Origin of the sequence: Streptomyces sp. D2-8, assembly GCF_023184515.1 — a bacterium.
Lineage (GTDB): Bacteria > Actinomycetota > Actinomycetes > Streptomycetales > Streptomycetaceae > Streptomyces.
Window position 1 is genome coordinate 18,747 of sequence record NZ_JAAHBP010000004.1, and the last position, 22,069, is coordinate 40,815.

A 22,069-nucleotide genomic window follows, 5' to 3' on the forward strand; every position below is an offset into this window, starting at 1 on the left:
CGAGAGTCTGACGCGGAGCTCGTTCCCCACTCCTCCCACCCCACCCGCTGGTCATTCTTGTCCCGTCCGCAGCCACGGAGGACGGATACGGGCGCCATGGGCAACGAACATGGGCAACGAAGCTGAAGGAGACGGAACATGAGCGTGCACAGCGGTCACGGTGATCGGTATCGACAGAGCGGCCAGGACGGAGCGGGCCGCGGTCACCGGCGAAAGTCCAGGACGCGGCGCATCGTGATCGGCGGCGGAGCCCTCGCCATCGCCGGGGCGGCCACGGTCGCCGTGTCCCTGGCCTCGGCCAGTCAGTACTCCGGGAGCACCGGTGCCGACCACGCCGTCTTCGTCCAGGGCAACGAGCTGGACGGCAACACCATCCACGTGTTCGCGCGAGATGACGACGGCAAGCTCGAACCCGCGGGGACCCACGAGACCGGCGGCAAGGGCGGTGACCAGGTCGACGCCCCCACCGACTCGCTCGCCTCCCAGGGGTCGCTGGTCTACGACGACGCCTCGGGGAGGCTGCTGGCGGTCAACGCGGGCAGCGGCACCGTGACCTCGTTCCGCGTCGAGGGACAGGAACTGAAAGACCGCCACATCGTGGATTCCGGAGGGGAGTTCCCGGCCAGCATCGCGGTACACGGCAAGGTCGCGTACGTCATGAACGCGGGCGGTGAGGGCTCCGTCCAAGGCTTCGAGATCACCAGCAAGGGGCTCGAGCCGCTGCACGGCTCCCACCGTTCGCTGGGCCTGAACAACGAGGACGTACCGCGCTTCGACACCTCGCCCGGCGAGGTCGAGATCACCCCGGACGGCCGCAACCTGGTGGTCACCACCAAGGCGGCCAACACGGTCGAGGTCTTCCCGCTGAAGAAGAACGGCCTGCCGGCCGTCGCCGAACCGGTCGTCAACGAGTCCGCGGGCGGTGTCCCGTTCGCGATCAGCTTCGACAAGTCGGGGAAGCGGATGCTGGTCGCCGAGGCCGAGAAGTCCACGGTCACCACCTACAAGGTGAAGCACGACGGCAAGCTGGAGGTCCTTCAGGAGCCCCTCGCCAACGGGCAGGAGGTCCTGTGCTGGCTGGAGCGCGCGGGCAACTACTTCTACGGCGGCAACACCGGCAACTCCACCGTCAGCGGCTACCGCATGGATGAGCAGGGCGAGCTCTCCCTGACCAACGACGTCGGCGTAGCCACGCCGCCCTCCGCGAACTCTCAGGGCGTGATCGACCTCGCGGTGACGGAGGACGAGAAGTTCGTCTACGTCCAGAACGCCGTCTCCGGCACCGTGGACGGCTTCCGCGTCGAGTCCGACGGCGCTCTCACGAAGGTCACCACCGCTGAGGGGCTGCCCGCCTTCGACGAGTCGGGCATGGAAGGCATCGCCGCGGTGTGACACACCGCGTACGCATGCGGCCCGGGGGCTGGAGGCTGGAGGCTGGAGGCTGGAAGCTGGAAGGGTGATTGTCCCCCTTGGCGGGACGTCCGTGACCCCAGCAGATGCGGACGGCCGCCGCCGTGGCTGAACAGTGCTCGGCTGACGGCTGTGGAGCAGCTCATGGAAGCCGAACTCCACCAGGGGCGGCACCTCGACGTGCTGGGGTAGCGCTTCCCCCTGTTCCCGCGACGCTCCGAGCGTCGGGCGAACTGCCCTGCCGAGGCCGCGAACCCGGCGACGGCGGAGGCGTCGAAGCCGGACTCAGGTCGTCGCTCACGGATCCTCCGGAGAGTACGCAGCCGGTTCCTGAGCCGGTGATTGTGGCCCTCATTGAAGCCGTGCCGTCAGGTCGGTCGGTGTGCGCGGCGGACCAGCCCCCCGCGCGACCTACCTGGAACCGGCGTGCCCGGATGGCTTGACGACATCGAACATGCCGGCCCCCCTCTGACCCAGTGCAATTTTTGCTCGATGCAATGAAGCGATCCCGCCGTCCATGCGTACCTCTTGCTGTACGAGCCGCTCTACATCTGGAGGCACCATGGGCATGTCCCGCACCAAGGCAGGCCGCGTCTTCACACTCGGCGCCCTGGGTCTGACCATCGCTGCTCTGGCCTACCCGGCGATGCTGGGGGTGGAGAACACGGCCACCTCGCCGGACCGGATCATCGCCAACACCCCTTACGGTCCCCTCACAGAGGCCGACCGGGACTTCGTGGCCAAGGTGCGCGCGGCCGGGCTCTGGGAACACCCACTGGGTCTGCTGGCGATGCAGCGGGGCACGTCACCCGAGATGAAGGAAGCCGGTGAGCACCTGGTCGTCGGCCACGGCCGGCTCGACATCACCTGCCGAAAGATCGCCCCGGAGCTGAACATCACCCTGCCCAACCAGGCATCCCCCCAGCAGCAGCAGTTCGTGGCGACCGTGGACGGCAGCACGGGAAAGGAGTTCGACTCCCTGGCGGTGAACATCATGCGCGTCACGCACGGTCAGATCTTCCCCGTCATCGCCAAGATCCGGGCCAACACCAGGAACACTCTGGTGCGCCAGCTTGCCGACCAGGCCAATGACACGGTGCTCGACCACATCACCGTCCTGGAGAAGACGGGCCTGGTTAATCATGAGCAGGTCAACCTGCAGCAGACCAGCCCGCCCAAGATGCCGCAGGAGCAGACCACGCCGCCTCCTCCGCAACCCGGATCGCCGGTCCTGACTCTGGACATCCCCAAAGAGCTGGAGGACCTCCAGACGAACGCTCCGAGTGCTCCCACCCCACCTCCGGCGGCGGGCTGACGGTCCGCGAGCTGACACACCGGCGACGGGAGTGCGCCGGGATCCGCGCCTCACACCCGGCCGACCGAAGTCGTCTGTTTCGGTGTCGGCGCCCGGGGTGCTGCGGCCTCGCGGCTCGCTCCCCGGGTCACCTCCGCGGACCGGGTGGTGAAAGTCACCGCGAGCCAAGCCCGCGTCGTCGTCGAGGCCGTCGAGGAGCGGCCGCTCGACGTGAGGCTGTGGCCCGCCCGACGGGATCGACCGAACCGGGGTGCGGCCGCCCGTCGGCCTCAGGGCGACGGGCGATGCCCTCGGTCAGGAGCGGAGAGGCGATAGGAACGCACGACGGCGACCACGCATGCGAGCACAAGCCCGGCCAGCCAGCCGCCGAGTCCGCTCAGGGCGTCCAGGGCGGACCCCCCTCCCTCCGCGCCGCGCGGCGGCACCCGACCCTCCGCGTCGTACACGACGGTGATCGCGTCACCAGGCCGGGTGGTCTGCTCGCAGCCGCGCCAGATACGGATCTTCATGGGGACGCCGTCCCGGTCGATCACCGAGCAGAGGTAGCGGCCACTGCCCGGGGCGTCGGCAGAGGCGCCCTCGACGGAGACCACCACCACGGACTCCGCTCGCCCCCGCTCCGCCAGCACGAACCCCGCCGCGGCCGGGGGTGTATGGAGGGCGAGGCTGACCGCGAGCACCGCGACGGCACCGACCAGCGCACGTCCTGCCCGCACCCCGCACAGGTACAGGACGAGCACGGCGGCGCACACCAGACCGCCCTCACCGGCGGCCAGTGCGGTGACCCCGTACCAGGCACCGGCGACCGAACTGCCGATGATGGCGACCGCTGCCACACACCCGGCCAGGATTCCCTTCGCGGTCAGCCGGAGCGGCGGCGGCCCGACGAACTCGGCCGGCCCCCACACCATGCTGCGCAGACGCTCCATCAGGTGCGGTTCCGCGGCGGTCGCGGAGTGCTGTGCAGGCAGCATGCGGCCACCCCTTTCCCGCCTCGTGTTGCGACCCCGCCATCCTGGTGCGCGCGGGAACGCTCCGCACTGCCCGGCGCCGGACAGGCACGCACCGCCCGCATTGCCGGGGCCCGGCAGCAGGGCCGGCTCCCTTCGCGATTCCCTTGCATTATGCAAAACGGTCGGCTGGGTGAGAAGTACCACCCGCGCCCGTCAGGCGTCGCCGGCCACGGGAACGTCCATCGCCCACCCCAGCGGGTGCGACTCCGTGTCGTCCCGGGCCGGAGCGAGGGGCTCTCCCCCAGCCTCGTTGAAGGCTGCCAGCGCCTCGATGAGCGCCAGCCGCTGCGTCGGAGTGAGTCGCTCCACGATCTCGGCGATCGCGGCGCGGCGGCGGGCGGTGACGTCCGCGACCGTGCGGCGGCCTTCCTCCGTGAGCTGGAGCAGCGTTTCGCGGCGGTTGCCGGGGTTGGACTGGCGGTCGGCGAGCCCGGCGGCGATCAGCCGGTCGACCATCCGCATGGCGGTGGACGGGGCGACCCGGAGCAGGTCGGCGAGCGTGACGAGCTTGGTGGCGCCGCGTGTGGACAGCACCACGAGCATTCTGAACTGCGGCAGCGTCACCCGTTCCTCGACCGCGGCGAGGGAGCGCGCGGAGACCCCCACCAGCAGGCGGGACGCGGTCAGCACCGACCGGGTCACCACGTCCACGTCGTCCATCGTCCCCGCAGGGGTCTCACGCTCCGGCATGGGTCCTTTCTACCGTGCGGAAGTGCCTGCTCACTCACGGAGTGGGAACAGATTTTCCTTTCCCATGACCGTGGTAGCGCAGCAGGAGCATCGCGGCGTCGTCGTGCGGCGGTCCGACGGAGTGCTGGGCAAGATCCTCCCGCAGGGCCCCCAGGGCCCGGTGCGCGTCAGGGTCCTTCAGCAGGTGCGCCCGCTCACCGACGGGATAGAAACGGCCGTCCTCGTCGCGGGCCTCGGTGACGCCGTCGGTGTACAGCAGCAGCTGCTCGCCCGGGGCGAAGCCCACCCGGTAAGGTGTCGGGCCCTCGCTCCCGTGTGCCCCGAGGCCCAACGGCAGCGCGAAGGAGTGCGGTTGCGGGAAGTCGACCGTGCCGTCCTCGTGCACGATCATCGGGGCCGGATGCCCGTAGTTGAGGAAGACCGCCTCGTGATCCGTGCCGATCTCGGCGAGAATCGCGGTGACGAACTTCTCCCCTTCGAGCTCCCGGGCCACGCTCCGCTCCAGGCGGTCGCCCAGCCCCGACAGGTCGGCTTCGTCGTACGCCGCCTCGCGGAAGGCACCCAGCACCACGGCCGCCGTCTCCACCGCGGCCAGGCCCTTGCCCTGCACGTCGCCCACGATGACCCGCACGCCGTGCGGGGAGGACACCACCTCGTACAGGTCCCCGCCGATCCGGGCCTCGGCGACCGCCGAGGTGTAGGACACCGCGGCGTGCAGCGGACCCGCCGTCAGCGGCACGGGCCGCAGCAGCACCCGCTGGGCGACTTCCGCGATCGACCGCACGCTGGCCAGCTCCGCCTCCCGGCGCGAGCGCATCACCGCGGCCGCGACACCCACACCGGTGACACCGGCCACGGAGGCCAGCGCGGTGTAGCCCCGGCGCCCGTCGAACAGCCCGTCGTACAGCCCGAGCGCGACGCACAGCACGAGGGCCGCGAGTCCGAACCAGGCCGTACGGCGCCACCCCCCGACCAGGCCGGCGAAGGCCGGCCCGAGAGAGACCAGCGGCAGGAACCCGACACTCGGCCCCGCCACGATGTCCGTCACCGTGACCACCGCCATCACCACGACCGGCATGCAGGACAGCAGCGTCCAGCTCGACGGCGGCTTCCGGTCGGTCATGCGGCACTCCTGCGATGTCGCGGCTGTCGAGAGCCGCCGGTCTTCCCCACAGGCGCCCCTCCCCCACCTTTAGACTATGCAAAGGTGTTGTGCGCGAGATGACTTCCGCTCCGGGTCCTTTACCCAATCGAGTCCGACAGACGACATGCCCGACACACGGGAGGCCCGACCATGACCGACAGAGAAACGGCACACGGCCGCCCCGGACTTCCCACCGGCTGGCGCCGCCTGGCCCTGCGCCTGCCGATCCTGCTCTACCGGGCGGGTCTCGGGCCCCTCTTCGGAAAGCGGCTCCTTCTGCTGCACCACACCGGCCGGGTCTCCGGCCTCGACCGCATGACGGTCCTCGAGGTCGTGTCCTACGACCCGGCCGAGGCGAGTTGGACGGTCGCCTCCGGCTTCGGCCCGCGGGCCGACTGGTATCTGAACCTGCGCGCCCAGCCCAAGACCCTGATCCGGTTCGGAAACCGCCCGCACGCGGTCACCGCGCACTTCCTTCCGTCCGAGGACGGCGCCGAGATCATGGCCGACTACGGTCGCCGGCACCCTCGCACCGCCCGCCGGCTGTGCGCGTTCATGGGACTCCCCGCCGACGGCGGCGAGGCGTCGTTCCGCGAGGCAGGACAAGCCATTCCCTTCGTGCGACTCGAAGCCTCCGGCGGGTACGGCAGGGCCGCGCACGGGCACTCGTGACGCGGGAAATCACTCGAGAACACTGGCGATCACATTTTGCACTGTGCAATCATCGGGGGTCGGGGGTCGGGGGCCGGCCGAAGGCCGATCGGCACAGGACAATGCTCCGGTCGTCGGCCGGCCCCCTGACAGGATGCGGTGGCCGCCGGCCACGCGACCCTTCCCAGGAGGAAAAGGGTGTGACCACCCCAGATCCAGACAGACGAGGAACACCGGACGACCCGGATGTCACGCCGTCCGACGCCGGTGACATCTGGCTGAAGTTCCTGGCGGACAACGAGCCCGCCATCCGCAAGTCCGCCCCCAGGGAGCCCTCCGCACAGGAACGGGCAACCGCTCGGCCACCTCGTCGTCTCGATGCCGACCGGCAGAACCCGCGCCGTCCTCGCCCGGGTCGCACACCGGCGGACGATCGGACGGAGGCCGTGGGCGACCTGTGGCAGCCCGACGGTCCACGACTGGCCTGGCGAGAACTCGACAGCCCCGCCAGACTCCGCCGGGCCGGCCGCGTGATCGCGACGGTCACGGCCGTCGGCCTGGCCCTTGGGGCCTGGTCCCTCCTGTCCACCACAGCGGGTGCACCGGGCGACGATTCGGGCGGCAGCACGGTCCAGGAAGTGGAGGAGGCGCCGGGCGCCATCCCCACGACCAGCCCCGGGTCCACCACCGTCGAGCCAACACCGACCGCCGCCATCGGGTGAAGGAGCCTCGTCCTTCCGGAACCCGGCAACCAACGGCGCGTCCGGATGCCCGCCTAGAACATGTCAATGCCACGTCAAGGACGTGTAAGGTTCCCAGCGGTGTGCCGGGAAGTCGGGTCGGCGGTCTGAGGACAACTTTCTTCGCCGATCGGGGGTTCTGGTCATGGTGCTCATCGTGGTCTTCGGGGTGGCGCTGCTCATAGCGGTGCTGTTGTCGGGGCTCGCCGCCCGGACCGTGCTGTCCACGTCCTTCCTCTTCCTCGTCGGCGGCGCCCTCGTCAGTGACGGGTTCCTCGGGCTGATCCACATCACGCCGGACAGCGGGATCGTGTCCGTCACGGCCGACCTGGCGCTGTTCGCGGTGTTGTTCACCGACGGTATGCACGTCTCCTTCCCCAAGCTGCGGGAGAACTGGCGCAACCCGGCCCGCGCGCTCGGGCTCGGCATGCCGCTGGCGTTCGTCGGGATGGCTCTGATCACGCACTTCCTGGTGGGGCTGGACTGGACGACGTCCCTCCTGGTCGGCGCGGTGCTCGCGCCCACCGACCCGGTGTTCGCGTCGGCCATCGTCGGCCGCAAGGAAGTCCCGTCGAAGCTGCGGCAGTTGCTCAACGTGGAGAGCGGCATCAACGACGGGCTGGCCCTGCCGGTGGTCCTCATCCTCATCGCCGCGGCCGGACCGACCTCCGGGCACGCGGAGGCGTCGCTCGGGAAGATCGCGCTGGAGCTGATGCTCGGCCTCGTCTTCGGCGTGGTCCTGCCCTTCGTGGTGATCGAGCTCGTACGGTTCAGGCTGCTGGGCGCCGAGCCCAAGCTTCAGCCGCTGCTGCCCCTGGCCATCGGCGTGACCCTGTACGCCCTGTGCCACCTCACGCACGCCAACCCCTACCTCGCCGCGTTCTCCGCGGGCGCGGTGCTCACCGCGCGGTCGCTGGAGGCGAAGGAGGCGTTCGAGCCGCTCGGCGAGATGCTTGCGGAGCTGGCCAAGTTCGCCGCGCTGCTGGTGTTCGGGGCGCTGCTGACACCGCAGCTGTTCGGCGACCTGTCCTTCGGCGGCTACGTCACCGTGGTGCTCGCGATCATGCTGATCAGGCCGGCCTCGCTGCTGCTGTCACTGGTCGGCACCCGGTTCACCCGGCAGGAGAAGCTGGTGGCCGCGTGGTTCGGGCCGAAGGGCTTCGCATCCGTGGTGTACGGGCTGCTGGTGCTCCAGGCCGGGATCCCGCAGGGCGAGGAGGCGTTCACCCTGATCGCCGTGTGCATCGCCTTCTCGATCATCGCCCACAGCTCCACCGATGTGCCGATCGCCCGTCTCTTCAAGGTCGAGGACATCGCCGGCATCCCCGGCGACGAATCGGCTCCCGCCACCGCCCGGGACACCCGCTGAATCGTCGGCCCGGTCCGCCGACTCACCCTCACCTTCTGGTCACGCAAGCCGAACCGGGCCGCTCCGTGCGGGGGCGCGCGCGGAGCGGCCCGGCGGTCACGCGGTGGCCGGAGCCGACGGTCCGACCAGTTCGGACAGCACGTCCTCCATGGTCACGAAGCCTATGACCGTGCCGCTCTCCCCGACGACGGCGGCCAGATGGCTGCCCTCGGCGCGCAGGGCGGTGAGGGTGTCGTCCAGCGGGGTGTCGATGCGCACACGGGTGACCTTGTGCAGCGCGGTGCGCGGGAAGGGCCGGTCGCGGTCGGTGACGCCCAGGGTGTCCTTGATGTGCACGTACCCCAGGACGACGCCGTCGGCTCCGGTGACCGGGAAGCGGGAGAAGCCCGCCTCGGCCGCCAGCCGTTCCAGCCGGGCAGGGGTGATCGTGTCGTCGACGGTTCGCATCCGCTGCGCCGGGACCACGATCTCGCCGACCGGCCGGGTGCCCAGCTCCAACGCGTCCCGCAGCCGCTCGCCGTCGGCCGGGTTGAGGAACCCGGCCGCACTGGAGTCGACGACCATGCGGGCGAGCTGGTCGTCGGTGAAGACCGACTCGACCTCGTCCTTCGGCTCCACGCGCAGCAGTTTGAGCAGGGCGTTGGCGAAGGCGTTGATGCCGAACACGAACGGCCGCAGCGCCCGCGTCAGCGCCACCAGGGGCGGGCCCAGCAGCAGCGCGCTGGACACCGGGGCGGCCAGCGCGATGTTCTTCGGCACCATCTCGCCGATCAGCATGTGCAGATAGGTGGCGAGGGTGAGCGCGATGACGAACGCGACCGGGTGCACCAGGCCGTGCGGGAGGTGCACCGCCTCGAAGCCGGGCTCCATCAGGTGCGCGATCGCGGGCTCGGCGACCGCGCCCAGCACCAGCGAGGAGACGGTGATACCGAGCTGGGCCGTGGCCATCATCGCGGAGAGGTGCTCCAGCGCCCACAGCGTCATCCGGGCCCGCTTGTTGCCCGCCTGGGCGCGCGGTTCGATCTGGCTGCGGCGCACGGAGACCAGGGCGAACTCGGCTCCGACGAAGAACGCGTTGGTCAGCAGCGTCAGGGCACCGATGGCCAGTTGCAGCGCGGTCATCGGGCCTCCTCCATGAGCTGGGCGGGCAGGGCGGCGGCCGACTCGGTGATGCGTATCCGGTCGGCGCGGTGGTGCTCGACCTCGAGCACCTCGAGCTGCCAGCCGTCGAGGTGCACGACATCCCCCTTGCCCGGGATGCGGGCCAGACGGGTGGCGACGAGCCCGGCGACCGTCTCGTACGGTCCTTCCGGCGCGGTGAGTCCCATGTGCGTGAGCTGGTCGATGCGGACGCTGCCGTCCGCCTCCCACACCGCGCGTCCGTCCCGCGTCGCCGGGGCGGGGGTCAGGTCGGGTGCCTCGAAGGGATCATGCTCGTCACGGACCTCGCCGACGACCTCCTCGACGATGTCCTCCACGGTCGCCACGCCCGCCGTGCCGCCGTACTCGTCGATGACCACGGCCATGGTGCGGTGCTCGCGCAGCCGCTCCAGCAGCCGGTCGGCGGGGAGGCTGTCGGGCACCAGCAAGGGCTCCGTGGTCAGCTCCGTGACCGGCGTGGCGGCCCGCTTCTCCGGCTCCAGGGCGAGCACGTCCCGGATGTGGACGGTCCCGACCACCTCGTCCAGGCTGTCGCGGTAGACGGGAAAGCGGGACAGCCCGGTCGCGTGGCAGAGGTTCGCGGCATCGGCGGCGGTCGCGTGGACCTCCAGGGCCTTGACGTCGACCCTGGGCGTCATCACGTTCTGCGCCGTCAGCTCACTCAGATGCAGGGTCCGTACGAACAGCTCCGCGGAGTCCGCCTCCAGGGCCCCCTCGGCGGCGGAGTGCCGGGCCAGCGCGCCCAGTTCCTCGGCGGTGCGGGCGGAGGCCAGCTCCTCGGCCGGCTCCAGACCGAAGCGGCGTACGAAGCGGTTGGCGGTGCCGTTGAGGTGCTCGATGAACGGGCCGAACGCGGCCGTGAACGCGCGCTGCGGACCGGCGACCACCTTGGCGACCGCAAGCGGACGGGAGATCGCCCAGTTCTTCGGCACCAGCTCGCCGACCACCATCAGCACGACGGTGGAGACGACCACGCCCAGCACCGTCGCCACCGACGAGGCGGCGGCGCCCAGGCCGATCGCCCGCAGTGGACCGCGCAGCAGCGCGGCCAGGGACGGCTCGGCGAGCATGCCGATCACCAGCGAGGTGACGGTGATACCCAGCTGGGCGCCGGACAACTGCAGCGTGAGACGTCGTACGGCCTTCAGCGCACCGTCCGCGCCGCGCTCGCCGGCCTCGGCGGCACGCTCCAGATCAGCGCGCTCGACGGTGGTCAAGGAGAACTCGGCCGCGACGAACACCGCGCAGGCCAGTGTGAGCAGGAGGGCCAGCAGGAGCAGCAGGACCTCGGTCACCGTGCCACCCCCGCTCCCTCGATCACGCGAGTCCGGCGGGCCATGGCACGGCTGGTACTGGGAGGCTCACCCATCGGGGGAACGTCGCTCCTTCTCGAATCACAGGTGGAACCGGGTGAAAACAGGATCGCCTGCCTCTACACCAACTGTAAAGGACTCGCAAAGCAGCGGGTCCGGGCGGGCAACAGGTCCACCCGGCTGCCCTTCGGGGACTGATCGGCCCTGTCGGCGCCCGCTTCGGGGTCATCACACTGGCGGTCTCCTGTACCGGACCAGGGCGTGGCCGCCGAAGGCGCCGCGGCTCGAGTCGCGAGCGGTGTGTGCCGAAGATCCATGGCAGCGGCCCGGTCCGGGCCGATACCTGATGCACTGATGGGGATGATGCGGGTGGACGTCAACGAAGTCCTGCTGCCCGGAGTGGGACTGCGCTACGAGTTCGTCAACCGTGACGGCGACCGAGTCGCGATCGTCGCCCGGCGTTCCGGGGACTTCGAGCTGATGGTGTACGCGGGCGAGGATCCCGACGAGGCCCGACCTGTACTCCGGTTCACCAGCGAGGAGGCCGACACCGTCGCGGAGATCCTGGGCGCCCCACGGATCGCCGAGCGGTTCGCCGATCTGACCCGCGAGGTGCCGGGCCTGAGCGCGGGACAGATCCAGATCGACCCCGGCAGCCCGTACGCAGGACGTGTCCTGGGCGACACCCGGGCCCGGACCCGCACCGGCGCCTCCATCGTGGCGATCGTGCGCGGCGAGGAGGTCATCGCCTCCCCCGGGCCGGCCCAGCTCCTGCGGGCCGGGGACGTCCTGGTGGTCGTCGGCACCCGCGAGGGCATCGCGGGCGTCCAGCGCATCGTCGAGGGCTGACCCTTGCACACGCCTACGGCTCTGCTGCTGGAGCTGGGGCTCATCCTTGCCGCGCTCAGCGTGCTCGGCGCTCTCGCCCGGCGCATCGCCCTCTCGCCGGTGCCGTTGTACCTGGTGGCCGGGCTGGCCCTGGGCGAGGGCGGGCTCGCCCCGGTACCGGCTGCCCGGGAGTTCGTCGACATCGGCGCCTCGATCGGTGTGATCCTGCTGTTGCTGGTCCTCGGCCTGGACTTCACCGTCCGGGAGTTCACCGCGAGCCTTCGCCGCCACCGCCCCTCCGCCGCCCTGGACGTGGTGCTCAACGCCGTGCCCGGCGCTGCGGCGGGCTGGCTGCTCGGTCTGGACGCCGTGGGGATCCTGGCGCTGGCCGGCGCCACCTACATCTCGTCCTCCGGGATCGTCGCCCGCCTGCTCGGCGACCTGCGCCGACTCGGCAACCGGGAGACCCCGGCGGTGCTGTCCGTGCTGGTGGTGGAGGACTTCGCCATGGCCGGCTTCCTGCCCTTGCTCGCCGTCCTGGCTTCCGGAGGAACCTGGTGGCAGGCACTGCTCGCCGTGTCGGTGGCCGCCGCGGCGGTCGCCGCGGCCATCACCGGCTCGTACCGCTGGGGACACCACGTCGGCCGGGTCATGTCCCACCCCGACCCCGAGCAGCTGCTGCTGCGGATCCTCGGCATCACCCTGGTCGTCGCGGCCCTGGCCGAGCTCATCCATGTCTCCGCCGCCGTCGGGGCCTTCCTGATCGGACTGTCCCTGACGGGCGAGGCCGCCGACCGGGCCCGAGGCGTCCTCGCTCCGCTGCGCGACCTGTTCGCGGCCGTCTTCTTCCTGGCCCTGGGGATGTCCGTCGACCCGGGCGACCTGCTGCCGATGCTGCCTGCCGCCGCTGCGCTGGCGGTGGTCGGCGCAACGACCAAGGTGGCCACCGGCTGGTATGCCGCGGCCCGCGAAGGCGCCGGCCGGCGGGGGCGGCTGCGGGCCGGAACGGCTCTCATCGCCCGCGGCGAGTTCTCCGTCGTCATCATCGGCCTCGCCGGTACGGCGGATCAGCGCCTCGGGGCCCTGGTCACCACCTACGTGATGCTCCTCGCCGTCTGCGGTCCCGTCCTCACCCGACTCACGCCCACCCGCCCCGCGGGCGCCCGGCCCGCGGGCGCCCGGCCCGCGGGGGGACCTGCCGGGCCTCGCGGGCCGGAGTCCGCCGTCCGTCAGTGATCCGTGCCGCCTCCTCGCACCACCGCTACCGGACAGTGCGCGTGATGCAGCAGGGCCTGGCTGACCGATCCCAGCAGCAGCCCGGCGAAGCCGCCGCGTCCCCGGGCGCCGACCACCATCCGGCGGGCGGAACGGCTCGCCTCGATCAGCGCCTCGCGCGTCCCGCCGTGCACCACCTCCTGCCGCACGGTCACCTCCGGGTGCCGCTTCCGATGGCCGGCCAGCGCCTCGGCCAGCAGACGTTCCTCGCCCTGCGCGCGACCGGCCGGCCGGTTCGCGTACCGCACCGACGCGTCCCACGGTGCGGGCATCGGCGCATTCCGTAGGGTCCAGGCGCGCAGGGCCACCAGACCGGTCCCGTGCAGCGCGGCCTCGGCGAAGGCGAAGTGCACCGCCTCCTCTCCCGCCGCGGAGCCGTCGACGCCCACCACCACCGGGCCGTCCGCATGCGGCTCCTCCCGCACCACGAGCACCGGACACCGGCCGTGCGCCGCCAGATGCACCGCCGTCGAGCCCGCCAGGAGCCCGGCGAACCCGCCCCTCCCCCGAGACCCGACCACCACCAGCTCGGCGGCACGCGACTGCGCCTCCAGCACCGTCAGCGGCTCACCCGGAACCACGGCGTGCGAGACCCGCACCTCCGCCTCGGCGGTCCTGGCACGCTCCACCGCCTCGGCCACCAGACGCTCGACCATGTTCCGCACACCGCCGGCCGGCGGGCCCAGCGGCAACGGGCCCGGCGGCGGATGCATCGCCGGCCACAGGAAGGCGTGCACCACCCGCAGCTCCGCCCCTCGCAACCGCGCCTCGCACGCCGCCACCTCCACCGCCGCCAGACCCGACGCCGACCCGTCCACACCCACCACCACCCGACCGGCCACCGCGCCTCCCGGATCCCGGACGCCAGACCCCCACCTCCAGCTTCACGCCGACCTCGCGTCACCGCCAGAGAACCGGGCGTCCAGCGGCTGACCCCACGGCAGGCAAAGGGGCGCACCAGCACGCTTCGGACACGCCCTCCGAGCAGTGCAAGGGCCCGTTTTCGGCCTTTCCCCGCGTGCCCGCGCGATCCCCGCCCCGCCCGGCCTGCAACAGTCCTATGCTTCTACTCGCTTGTAGAAGGCCCGCGGCAGGGCCGGGCCTCGCGCACGCGGAAGAGGACACGCATGGCTTCGATCGACTTGGACAAGGTGCTGGACAAGGCGTGGGCGGACAAGCCCCTGCCCGAGATCCTGGCCGCCCCGGTGGGCGCTCTCAAGGGGGTCTCCGACCGCGACGGCGAACTGCTGCGGGAGGCGTTCGGGGTCAAGACCGTAGCCGACCTGGCCGAGTTGAAGTACGTCCGCTGGGCGCAGGCCTTGGCCGCGCTGGACGCGGCCAGGTAGCCCGCCCCCGCGCACAGCCGTGGTGCCGTGCGCCCGCCCCGGCGCGCGGCACCGCACTTGAACGAGACACACGCACGCATAAGGAGTGGACGCCACCATGGTGTTCAAACGACTGCTCGGATCACTCGGCGTGGGCGGACCCACCGTCGACACGGTTCTCGACCCGGGAGCCGCCCGCCCCGGCGGCGCGCTGACCGGACAGGTCCACCTCAAGGGCGGGGACGCCGACTTCGACATCGAGCACATCACCCTGGAACTCGTGGCCCGGGTCGAGGCGGAGCACAGCGAGGGCGAGAGCGAGGGCGTCGTCACCTTCGAGCGGTTCACCGTCGGCGGCGGCTTCCGGCTCGGAGCGGGGCAGCAGCACAGCGTCCCGTTCACCCTGACGCTGCCGTGGGAGACGCCGATCACCGAGTTGTACGGGCAGGGCCTGGGCATCGTCCTCGGCGTGCGCACCGAGCTGGCGGTGGCCGGCGCGAAGGACAAGGGCGACCTGGACCAGCTGAACATCGCCCCGCTGCCCGCGCAGGAGGCGATCCTGGAAGCCCTCGGCCGGCTCGGCTTCGGCTTCAAGTCCGCCGACCTGGAGTACGGACGCATCGGCGGCAGCGGCCAGCAGCTGCCCTTCTACCAGGAGATCGAGCTCACCCCGGCGCCGCAGTACGCGCACCAGGTGAACGAGATCGAGGTGACCTTCCTGGCCGGCCCGGGCGGCATCGAGGTCGTCCTGGAGGCCGACAAGCGCGGCGGCTTCCTCTCCGGCGGCCATGACGCGCTGACCCGCTTCACCGTCGGCCATCACGACTCCCGCGACTGGCACGCGGAAGTCGACGGCTGGATCCGCCAGTTGGTCGAGCACCGGGCGGCGTACGGCTCCCACGGCGCCTACGGTCACGGTGACCCGTACCCAGGGCACGGACACGGCGGGCACCACGGGCACGACCACCACCGCTCCGGTCCCGGCATGGGCACCGCCGTCGCCGCGGGTGCCGCCGGGCTCGCGGTCGGCGTCGTCGGCGGCATGGTCGCGGCCGAAGTCGTGGACGAGGTCGGGGACTTCTTCGAGGGCGACGAGGAGGAGGACGAGAGCTGATACCAGGCCCCGGCAGCCGGTGAAGGACCACCAGCAAGGAGTGGGCAGACGCACCTCTCCGCCCCCTGCTGATAACTTCTACTGTGTTGTAGAAGAAGCGCTGTCCGGAGCATCCCGGCCCGGGCATCCTCCCGACCCGTACGGAGTTCTCATGGCCCTGTGGGACCGCCTCAAGGAGTCCGCATCGACGATGCAGACCCAGCTCATGGCGAAGAAGAACGACCTGAAGAGCGGCGCCTTCCGCGACGCGAGCATGGCGATGTGCGCGCTGGTCGCCGCCGCCGACGGCACGGTCGACCCGTCCGAGCGGCAGCGCGTGGCCCAGCTCATCGCCACCAACGAGGTGTTGCAGAATTTCGACGCCGACGACCTGCGCCGCCGCTTCGAGGACAACCTCAACAAGCTCACCGCGGACTTCGACTTCGGCAAGGTGAGCGTCATGCAGGAGATCGCCAAGGCCAAGAAGAAGCCCGCCGAAGCACGGGCCGTCATCCAGATCGGCATCGTCATCGGCGGCGCAGACGGCGACTTCGACAAGGACGAGCAGGCCGTGGTCCGCGAGGCGTGCTACGCCCTCGACCTGCCGCCCCACGAGTTCGACCTCTGACCGACCCGGACCGTGCGGCGGGCCGACGCCCCTCCGGCGCCGGCCCGCCGTCAGGGGTCCTGAGCATGCCGACCACCATCACCAGGGGGCGAGGCACAGCGTGCTGCGGGCAGCCATCAAAGCCGCCACCCCGGTCAGCAACCGCGTCGCGGTCCGTGGACGGTACCGGCGCGACCGCCCCCGGCACGGAACGGCCGTCGGTCCCCACGCCCGAACGGACCGAGCGCACGGGTGGTACGCCGCCGAAGGACAGCGGCGCGTAGACCCTGCTCACCCCGGGCATCGTCGCCACGTTCATCGGCACGGCCATAGCCGGTGAGCCGGAGGTGGGCACTTGACCACCGGGGGTCCTGCGTCAGAGGGGGAGGTCTTCGGGGAGTACCCGGAACGCCTTGTAGCGGCCCAACGGGCGTACGGCCCGGACGTCTCGTCGGTCGAGGGTGAGAATCGCGTCCGTGTCGTAGTCGGCGGCAAGTGCCACGTTCACCGCGTCGGCGAGATCGAGGTCCAGCGCGCGGTAGCGGACACGGACAGACTGGGCGGCGCCCAGGTGGTCCTCCGTGATCTCCGGCATGACGACACGACCCCGGCTCATCCAGCGCCGCAGGTCGTCGACCGCGCTGAGGGCAGCCTCCCTGCCGAGCTCACGCGTCGCCACGTGATCCAGTTCGGCGAGCAGGAGCGGGGACATGACCAGCAGGCCCGCCGCCATGATCGCCTCGTTCGCCGCCCGGTGTTCCGCATGAGCCGAGTCCAGGGCCGCCAGCAGGCCGGACGTATCGGCGACAACAATGATCACGCGGCGGATCCGGCACCCGAGCCGGTCTCACGCCCGGCGGCTTCGGCGACCGTGTCGCGGACCTGCGGCTTGGACAGCGTGCGCCCCGGCCCTTCGAAGGTGCGGGAGAACAGCGGCTCGTCCCAGACCCGGTTCGCCATGGCTGCAAGGTGGATGCCCTGGCGGATGATCTCGGCCTCGCTTATACCTCGACGCTTGGCGGCCTCCTTGATGATGGCCAGGTCCTCGGGGTCCGCGTAGACGTTGGTGCGCTTCATGGACATGTACCAAGAGCAGTCCATGTACCGGATTGATGTATCGGTCGGGCGGGACGCCGCTACGCGGCCGCCGGCTGTTCCGCGGAAACAGCGGCCGCCGGCTCCGCGGTGGCCGGCAGGTGTCACTCCAGCGGCCTTCCCGTCGCCCCGGCGAAGCCGACCGAGGCGCAGTGGCGGACCCATGTCCCTGACGCGCCGTGCGAGCAGGAGCGCCCCGACCGAAACGTTCGAAAGCCACCAGTCAGGTGGGGTGCCCGGGCTCAGCACTCCTCGACCAGAGGAGAACAGCATCCGGTCACAAGCGGGCAGGTACGGCCGTCTCGGGGCCAGTAAGGGGCAGGCCGGGGCGGGCATGGCCGAAAAGCGGTGAGATGGGCCGACTCACCGCAAACTGCCAGTCAGTTGGGGCCGCCATGAGCGACACGATCACATCAGGGTCGACCGGCAGAGGAGGGGCTGCCGAGCAGGCCGGCCGCCGACGCGGCACCCCGGGCGGTGTGGGCACGCCCGGAACCGTCGAGGACCGGTTCCGGGGGCTGCTGGAGGCGGCCCCGGACGCGATGGTGATCGTGGACGACACCGGGACCATCAAACTCGTCAACGCCCAGACCGAAGCCCTCTTCGGCTACCACCGCGACGAACTCCTCGGCCGCCCCGTCGAGATCCTCATCCCCAGCCGATTCCACGCCCACCACGCCACCCATCGCGACGGATACGCCGCCACCCGGCAGGTGCGCCCCATGGGGGCCGGGCTCGAACTGCACGGACTGCGCAAGGACGGCAGCGAGTTCCCCGTCGAGATCAGCCTCAGCCCCCTGGAGACCGCCGACGGGCTCCTCGTCTCCGCCGCCGTCCGCGACGTCAGCGAACGCAAGGCCGCCGAGGAGAGGTTCCGGGCACTGCTGGAGGCGGCCCCCGACGCGATGGTGATCGTGGACGACACCGGGACCATCAAACTCGTCAACGCCCAGACCGAAGCCCTCTTCGGCTACCGGCGCGACGAACTCCTCGGCCGTCCCGTCGAGTTGCTGGTGCCCAAGCGGTTCCAGACCCACCACACCCGGCACCGGGACGGCTATGCCGCCACCCGGCAGGTGCGGCCGATGGGGGCCGGGCTCGAACTGCACGGACTGCGCAAGGACGGCAGCGAGTTCCCCGTCGAGATCAGCCTCAGCCCCCTGGAGACGGTGGACGGGCTCCTCGTCTCCGCGGCCGTACGGGACGTCAGCGAACGCAAGGCCGCCGAGGCGCGCATCACCGAGCTCGCCGCCCTGGTCGAGTCCTCCCAGGACGCGATCCTCGCCAAGACGCTCGACGGCCGCATCACGTACTGGAACACCGCCGCCCAGCGGCTGTACGGCTACACATCCGAGGAAGCCGTCGGGCAGCACGTGTCCATGCTGGCCACGCCGGAGCGCAAGGACGAGATCACCCAGCTGCTGGAGCGGCTGCGGCAGGACGAGAAGATCGAGCATTTCGAAACCCTGCGGGTCACCAGCACCGGTGCCACGCTCGACGTCGACGTCACCCTGTGGCCGACCCGGGACGCCACCGGAGCGGTCGTCGGCGCCTGCGCCATCGTCCGTGACATCAGCGACCGCAAGCGCGCCGAGGCCGAACTCACCGAGCTGTACCGGCAGCAGAAGCACATCGCCCTCACCCTGCAGCGCAGCCTCATGGGCACCCCGCCCGCCATCCCCGGCCTGGCCGCTGCCAGCCGCTACCGGCCCGCGACCCAGGGCGCCGGCGTGGGCGGCGACTGGTTCGATCTGATCCCGCTCGGCGCCGGCCGGGTCGGTGTCCTCATCGGCGACGTCATGGGCCGGGGTCTGGAAGCGGCTTCCGTCATGGGCCAGTTGCGCTCCGCCGCCCATGCCCTGGCCAAGACCGGAATGCAGCCCCGTCAGCTCATGCAGGCTCTGGACGCGGTCGTCGCCGACCTCGATGTCCCCGACCAGCTGGTCACCTGCTGCTACCTGGTCATCGCCCCGGACGCCGGATCCGTCACCCTGTGCTCCGCCGGCCACCTGCCCACCCTCGTCGCCACCCCCGGCGGCGGCGTCAGCCGGCTGCCCGCGCCGGTGAACGCCCCTCTCGGCGTCGGCGACATCCTCTACCAGCAGTCCAGCGCCGCCATCGCACCCGGCGCCGCCCTCGTGCTGTACACCGACGGCCTGGTCGAAACCCCCGGCAGCGACATCGAGTTCCAGATCGACAAGCTCACCACGGCCCTCGACGACGCCTTCGCGCTCTCCAACGGCCTCGAGGATGCCGCCGACCACGTACTCGCCGCGCTGCTGCCCGACGCCGAGGGCCACGACGACGACGTCACCCTCCTACTGGCCCAGCTCCCCGCCGCCCCGCTGGACATCGCCCGTACAGAACTGCCGGCCACCGCTTCCGCGGTCTCCTCGGGCCGCTCCTTCGCGGTCGAGACCCTCACCGCCTGGGGCTGCGCCCACAAGGCCGACGACGTGAGACTGCTGGTCTCCGAGGTCCTCACCAACGCCGTCCAGCACGCGCAAGGCCCTGTCGTCCTCCACCTGCGCCGCACCGCCACCGAACTCGCCGTCGAGATCAGCGACCTCAGCCCGCACCTGCCCCAGCCACGGCTGGCCGACCAGGACGAGGAGTCCGGACGCGGCCTCATCCTCGTCGACGCCCTCGCCGACACCTGGGGTGTCCGCCCCGACGAGCTGGGGAAGACCACCTGGTTCGCCCTCCGGCTCTGACCGGCGCAACCCGGCCTCCCGCACACGCGCGGCCGGCTCCGGCAGCGGCCCACAGCACCCGGGCAAGCCAGACGGCGACGGTGTGGACGGCGTCAGCCGAGTCGATGAGGCGGCGCCCCGGGCGGGACCTTCCACGGCGTGGTCCGCCGTCCGAACCAGTCGGAGAGGGCCGCGCCGCCCTGCAGCCCCAGGCTCAGGAACACCAGGTGGGGTGCGGTCGCGGACAGCAGGATGTCGGCGGCCTCACGGGGCATGACCGCCAGATCGGCCACCGCGGGCACCAGGCCTCCCACGTACATCACGAGCGCGGAGACCCCCTGCACCCGGATCCGCGCCGGGGACCACCGTGTGCGCGCCCTGTTCGGTGCCCAGCCGCGGAGCATGGCGATGCCGAGGGGCAGCAGCACCGCAGTGAACAGGCCGATCCAGCACCACAGGAAAACCACCACGTCCCACTCCCCTTCCGTGCTTCCTCCGCGCGAACTCTGCCCGATTCACGGTCCACCGTCACTGCCGGAACCCGGCAGTCTCCGGCCGGCCGGGCGACCGCCGGTCGACGGATGTCCGGCCCGTGCGGCGAGTCCTGCCGCCTCCCGCGGCACCCGACGAACCGGGCTTCACGACGTACCCGATCCGGCAGCGTTGCGGGCCGGAAGGCTGCCGGGCAGCGCACCAGCGGGTGCAGCCCGGCCGATGGCACGATTCCGTGCATGACCAGCGGCCGAGAAGTGACCTGCCGTCCCCAGCAGACGCGCCTCCTGTGGTTCCTCGTCGGACTGGGGGCGGCCGGGGCGGGCCTGGCCGTGGTGCGCATGGCGTACTGGGGCGGGCTCGTCGACGGGTGGGCGTACCTGGGCCTGCTGGTGGCACTGGTGGGCCTCGCGTGCCTCTACGGGGCCACCGTCCAGGTGAGCGCCGACGCGTACGGCCTGCGCTCGCGGACGCTGCTGCGCCGTCTGAGCGTGCCGTGGCGCGACGTCACCGACCTGCGCGTATACGTGCAGTACGGGCGCCACGGACAGGAGTTCCACCGCATCAGCGTGATGCTGCGCGGCGGACGTGCGCGGCGCCTTCCGCTGCCGCTGAGCGGGTCCGTTGACGACCGGCCGGACTTCGACGCGAAGCTCGACGCACTCCGCGCGCTGCACCGCCGTTACGGAACCCCGGAGTCGAGCCACGTCCCCGTCATCTCGTACCGCACCGCCGGGCGCGGCTCGGCCGTGTCACTGAGCCTGTGCGCGCTGCTGCTCGCGGGCGCGGGCCTGGCCGCCTGGTTCGTGCCGGTCGTCGAGTCGGAGAAACAGGCGTGGACGTCGGCTGTCTCGTGCACGGCCGAGACGCCCGCGGCGGAACGCGGCCAGTGCCTGACCACCCTGCCGGCCGTGATCACTCGGACCGAGGTCGGCACAGGGAAACAGCGCAGCCGGCTGTACTTCGCCGACAGCCGGCCCCTGGAGCGGCTCTCCGTCTCGCAGGAGGGAGCCCAGGGGTTCCGGCCCGGCGACCGCGTCGAACTCACCCTCTGGCGCCGCCAGGTGAGAGAGGTCACCGGAGAACACCACGTGTGGCGCGAGCACTTCACCGGTGCCGGGGAGCTGGCCGTCATCGCGGCCGGGTGCGCCCTCGGCGCCGGCTATCCCGGCGCCCGGGCGCTGCTGCGCCGGCGCGGGCGCCGGCTGCCCGACGACGAGGTCCTGCCGTCGGCGCTTCCGTTCGCGGGCGCGCTCGTCGCCACGGCTCTGTGGCTGCTGCCGCTCTGCTACCTCCACCCCACGACCCTGCCGTCCTCTCCCGTGGCACTCACGTGGGCGGCCTCGGGCTCCCTGGCCACGCTGGGCCTCTTCGCCTGGGCCTGGCGCGCGACCCGCATCCGTACGCCCGGAGACGGCGCGGTGACCGGAGCGGTCCAGGAGCCCCCCGAGAAGGAGGTCTTCCTGGCCGCCCGCTTCCTGGAGCCCACCGACTACAACCCGAACAACTTCGGCACCCACATCGTCCTCGGCGGCGGCCCGCCCGCCATCACGCCCCACCCCGGCCCGGGCCGGTTCGCGGCACGCCGGATCCCGGTGGAGCGGCTCACCGTCACGGGCGTGCGGCGGCTGCGCGGCAGCGACGGCGACGCCGTCCCCAGAAGCTGGCACATCGCCGAACTCGACGACGCGGGCGAGCCGGTCCGCCTCGCGGCCGCTCCTGCCGATCTGACCCGCGTCCTCCGCGCACTGGGCCCTGCGAGGACCCCCGCGAGCGCCACGCACCGCGAGCCGTGACCGCCTCCGGCGGCCTGTGACGGCGACGGCCCAGGACGCTGATTCCCAGAGGGACGGGC

21 protein-coding genes are annotated in these 22,069 nt (G+C 71.5%); 12 read left to right on the plus strand and 9 right to left on the minus strand.

The annotated features are described in order from the left end of the window. The first annotated feature begins 138 nt into the window (after positions 1–138). Both G3I77_RS11050 and G3I77_RS11055 read left to right on the plus strand, forming a co-directional pair. Complete coding sequence (locus G3I77_RS11050) at positions 139–1,392, plus strand: beta-propeller fold lactonase family protein (protein WP_248502714.1); 1,254 nt, start codon at positions 139–141, stop codon at positions 1,390–1,392. A 580-nt stretch (positions 1,393–1,972) separates the two neighbouring features. After that, positions 1,973–2,725 (plus strand): DUF4142 domain-containing protein, encoded by a 753-nt coding sequence (locus G3I77_RS11055; RefSeq protein WP_248502716.1) that lies wholly within the window; start codon positions 1,973–1,975, stop codon positions 2,723–2,725. A gap of 269 nt (positions 2,726–2,994) precedes the next feature. Here G3I77_RS11055 and G3I77_RS11060 read toward each other — a convergent pair whose 3' ends face one another. The 3 genes from G3I77_RS11060 to G3I77_RS11070 form a co-directional block, all read right to left on the minus strand. Further along, entirely contained in the window at positions 2,995–3,699 is a 705-nt protein-coding gene (locus G3I77_RS11060; protein ID WP_248502718.1) for a hypothetical protein, read from the minus strand. A 192-nt stretch (positions 3,700–3,891) separates the two neighbouring features. Continuing rightward, on the minus strand, positions 3,892–4,428 hold the full coding sequence (locus G3I77_RS11065; protein WP_248502720.1) for a MarR family winged helix-turn-helix transcriptional regulator: 537 nt from the start codon (positions 4,426–4,428) through the stop codon (positions 3,892–3,894). A gap of 34 nt (positions 4,429–4,462) precedes the next feature. Further along, positions 4,463–5,551, minus strand: a complete 1,089-nt coding sequence (locus G3I77_RS11070; RefSeq protein WP_248502722.1) for a PP2C family protein-serine/threonine phosphatase — start codon at positions 5,549–5,551, stop codon at positions 4,463–4,465. Between the two features lie 171 nt (positions 5,552–5,722). Here G3I77_RS11070 and G3I77_RS11075 point away from each other — a divergent pair, with 171 nt between their 5' ends. The 3 genes from G3I77_RS11075 to G3I77_RS11085 all read left to right on the plus strand — a co-directional run bounded on the left by G3I77_RS11075 (position 5,723) and on the right by G3I77_RS11085 (position 8,332). After that, on the plus strand, positions 5,723–6,244 hold the full coding sequence (locus G3I77_RS11075; RefSeq protein WP_248502724.1) for a nitroreductase family deazaflavin-dependent oxidoreductase: 522 nt from the start codon (positions 5,723–5,725) through the stop codon (positions 6,242–6,244). 179 nt (positions 6,245–6,423) lie between these two features. Beyond that, positions 6,424–6,945 (plus strand): hypothetical protein, encoded by a 522-nt coding sequence (locus G3I77_RS11080; RefSeq protein WP_248502726.1) that lies wholly within the window; start codon positions 6,424–6,426, stop codon positions 6,943–6,945. Between the two features lie 163 nt (positions 6,946–7,108). Further along, complete coding sequence (locus G3I77_RS11085; protein ID WP_248502728.1) at positions 7,109–8,332, plus strand: sodium:proton antiporter; 1,224 nt, start codon at positions 7,109–7,111, stop codon at positions 8,330–8,332. Between the two features lie 96 nt (positions 8,333–8,428). Here the strand turns inward: G3I77_RS11085 and G3I77_RS11090 are convergent, their stop codons facing one another. Together G3I77_RS11090 and G3I77_RS11095 are read right to left on the minus strand one after the other, a co-directional pair. Next, entirely contained in the window at positions 8,429–9,454 is a 1,026-nt protein-coding gene (locus tag G3I77_RS11090; RefSeq protein WP_248502729.1) for a hemolysin family protein, read from the minus strand. Continuing rightward, complete coding sequence (locus G3I77_RS11095; RefSeq protein ID WP_248502731.1) at positions 9,451–10,788, minus strand: hemolysin family protein; 1,338 nt, start codon at positions 10,786–10,788, stop codon at positions 9,451–9,453. The genes G3I77_RS11090 and G3I77_RS11095 overlap by 4 nt, the downstream gene beginning before the upstream one ends. A gap of 381 nt (positions 10,789–11,169) precedes the next feature. On the opposite strand from G3I77_RS11095, the gene G3I77_RS11100 reads away from it, so the two are divergent. Next, entirely contained in the window at positions 11,170–11,655 is a 486-nt protein-coding gene (locus tag G3I77_RS11100; protein ID WP_248502946.1) for a cation:proton antiporter regulatory subunit, read from the plus strand. Positions 11,656–11,658: 3 nt separating this feature from the next. Next, positions 11,659–12,870: a cation:proton antiporter gene (locus G3I77_RS11105; RefSeq protein ID WP_248502733.1), complete on the plus strand. Its 1,212-nt coding sequence runs from the start codon at positions 11,659–11,661 to the stop codon at positions 12,868–12,870. Here the strand turns inward: G3I77_RS11105 and G3I77_RS11110 are convergent. Further along, complete coding sequence (locus tag G3I77_RS11110) at positions 12,864–13,751, minus strand: universal stress protein (RefSeq protein WP_248502735.1); 888 nt, start codon at positions 13,749–13,751, stop codon at positions 12,864–12,866. The genes G3I77_RS11105 and G3I77_RS11110 overlap by 7 nt on opposite strands. Positions 13,752–14,036: 285 nt before the next feature. Here G3I77_RS11110 and G3I77_RS11115 point away from each other — a divergent pair, with 285 nt between their 5' ends. From G3I77_RS11115 to G3I77_RS11125, 3 genes are all read left to right on the plus strand, one after another. Then, a complete protein-coding gene (locus tag G3I77_RS11115; RefSeq protein ID WP_248502737.1) occupies positions 14,037–14,255 on the plus strand; it encodes a hypothetical protein in 219 nt (72 codons plus the stop codon). Between the two features lie 97 nt (positions 14,256–14,352). Beyond that, the gene (locus G3I77_RS11120; protein WP_248502739.1) at positions 14,353–15,348 is read left to right on the plus strand and encodes a sporulation protein; all 996 of its coding nucleotides are present in this window, start codon (positions 14,353–14,355) and stop codon (positions 15,346–15,348) included. Between the two features lie 151 nt (positions 15,349–15,499). Next, positions 15,500–15,955: a tellurite resistance TerB family protein gene (locus G3I77_RS11125; RefSeq protein ID WP_248502741.1), complete on the plus strand. Its 456-nt coding sequence runs from the start codon at positions 15,500–15,502 to the stop codon at positions 15,953–15,955. Positions 15,956–16,310: 355 nt separating this feature from the next. Here G3I77_RS11125 and G3I77_RS11135 read toward each other — a convergent pair whose 3' ends face one another. Together G3I77_RS11135 and G3I77_RS11140 are read right to left on the minus strand one after the other, a co-directional pair. After that, positions 16,311–16,754 (minus strand): PIN domain-containing protein, encoded by a 444-nt coding sequence (locus tag G3I77_RS11135; RefSeq protein WP_248502743.1) that lies wholly within the window; start codon positions 16,752–16,754, stop codon positions 16,311–16,313. Further along, positions 16,751–17,017: a CopG family transcriptional regulator gene (locus tag G3I77_RS11140; protein ID WP_248502745.1), complete on the minus strand. Its 267-nt coding sequence runs from the start codon at positions 17,015–17,017 to the stop codon at positions 16,751–16,753. Before G3I77_RS11140 ends, G3I77_RS11135 begins: the two co-directional genes overlap by 4 nt. Positions 17,018–17,424: 407 nt before the next feature. Between G3I77_RS11140 and G3I77_RS11145 the strand changes: the two genes are divergently transcribed. Then, positions 17,425–19,743, plus strand: coding sequence for a PAS domain S-box protein (locus tag G3I77_RS11145; protein ID WP_282572817.1), 2,319 nt, complete (start codon positions 17,425–17,427; stop codon positions 19,741–19,743). A 92-nt stretch (positions 19,744–19,835) separates the two neighbouring features. On the opposite strand, the gene G3I77_RS11150 is transcribed toward G3I77_RS11145, so the two are convergent. Beyond that, complete coding sequence (locus G3I77_RS11150; RefSeq protein ID WP_248502747.1) at positions 19,836–20,192, minus strand: hypothetical protein; 357 nt, start codon at positions 20,190–20,192, stop codon at positions 19,836–19,838. Between the two features lie 261 nt (positions 20,193–20,453). Between G3I77_RS11150 and G3I77_RS11155 the strand changes: the two genes are divergently transcribed. Further along, a complete protein-coding gene (locus tag G3I77_RS11155; protein ID WP_248502749.1) occupies positions 20,454–22,010 on the plus strand; it encodes a PH domain-containing protein in 1,557 nt (518 codons plus the stop codon). The last annotated feature ends 59 nt before the right edge of the window (positions 22,011–22,069 follow it).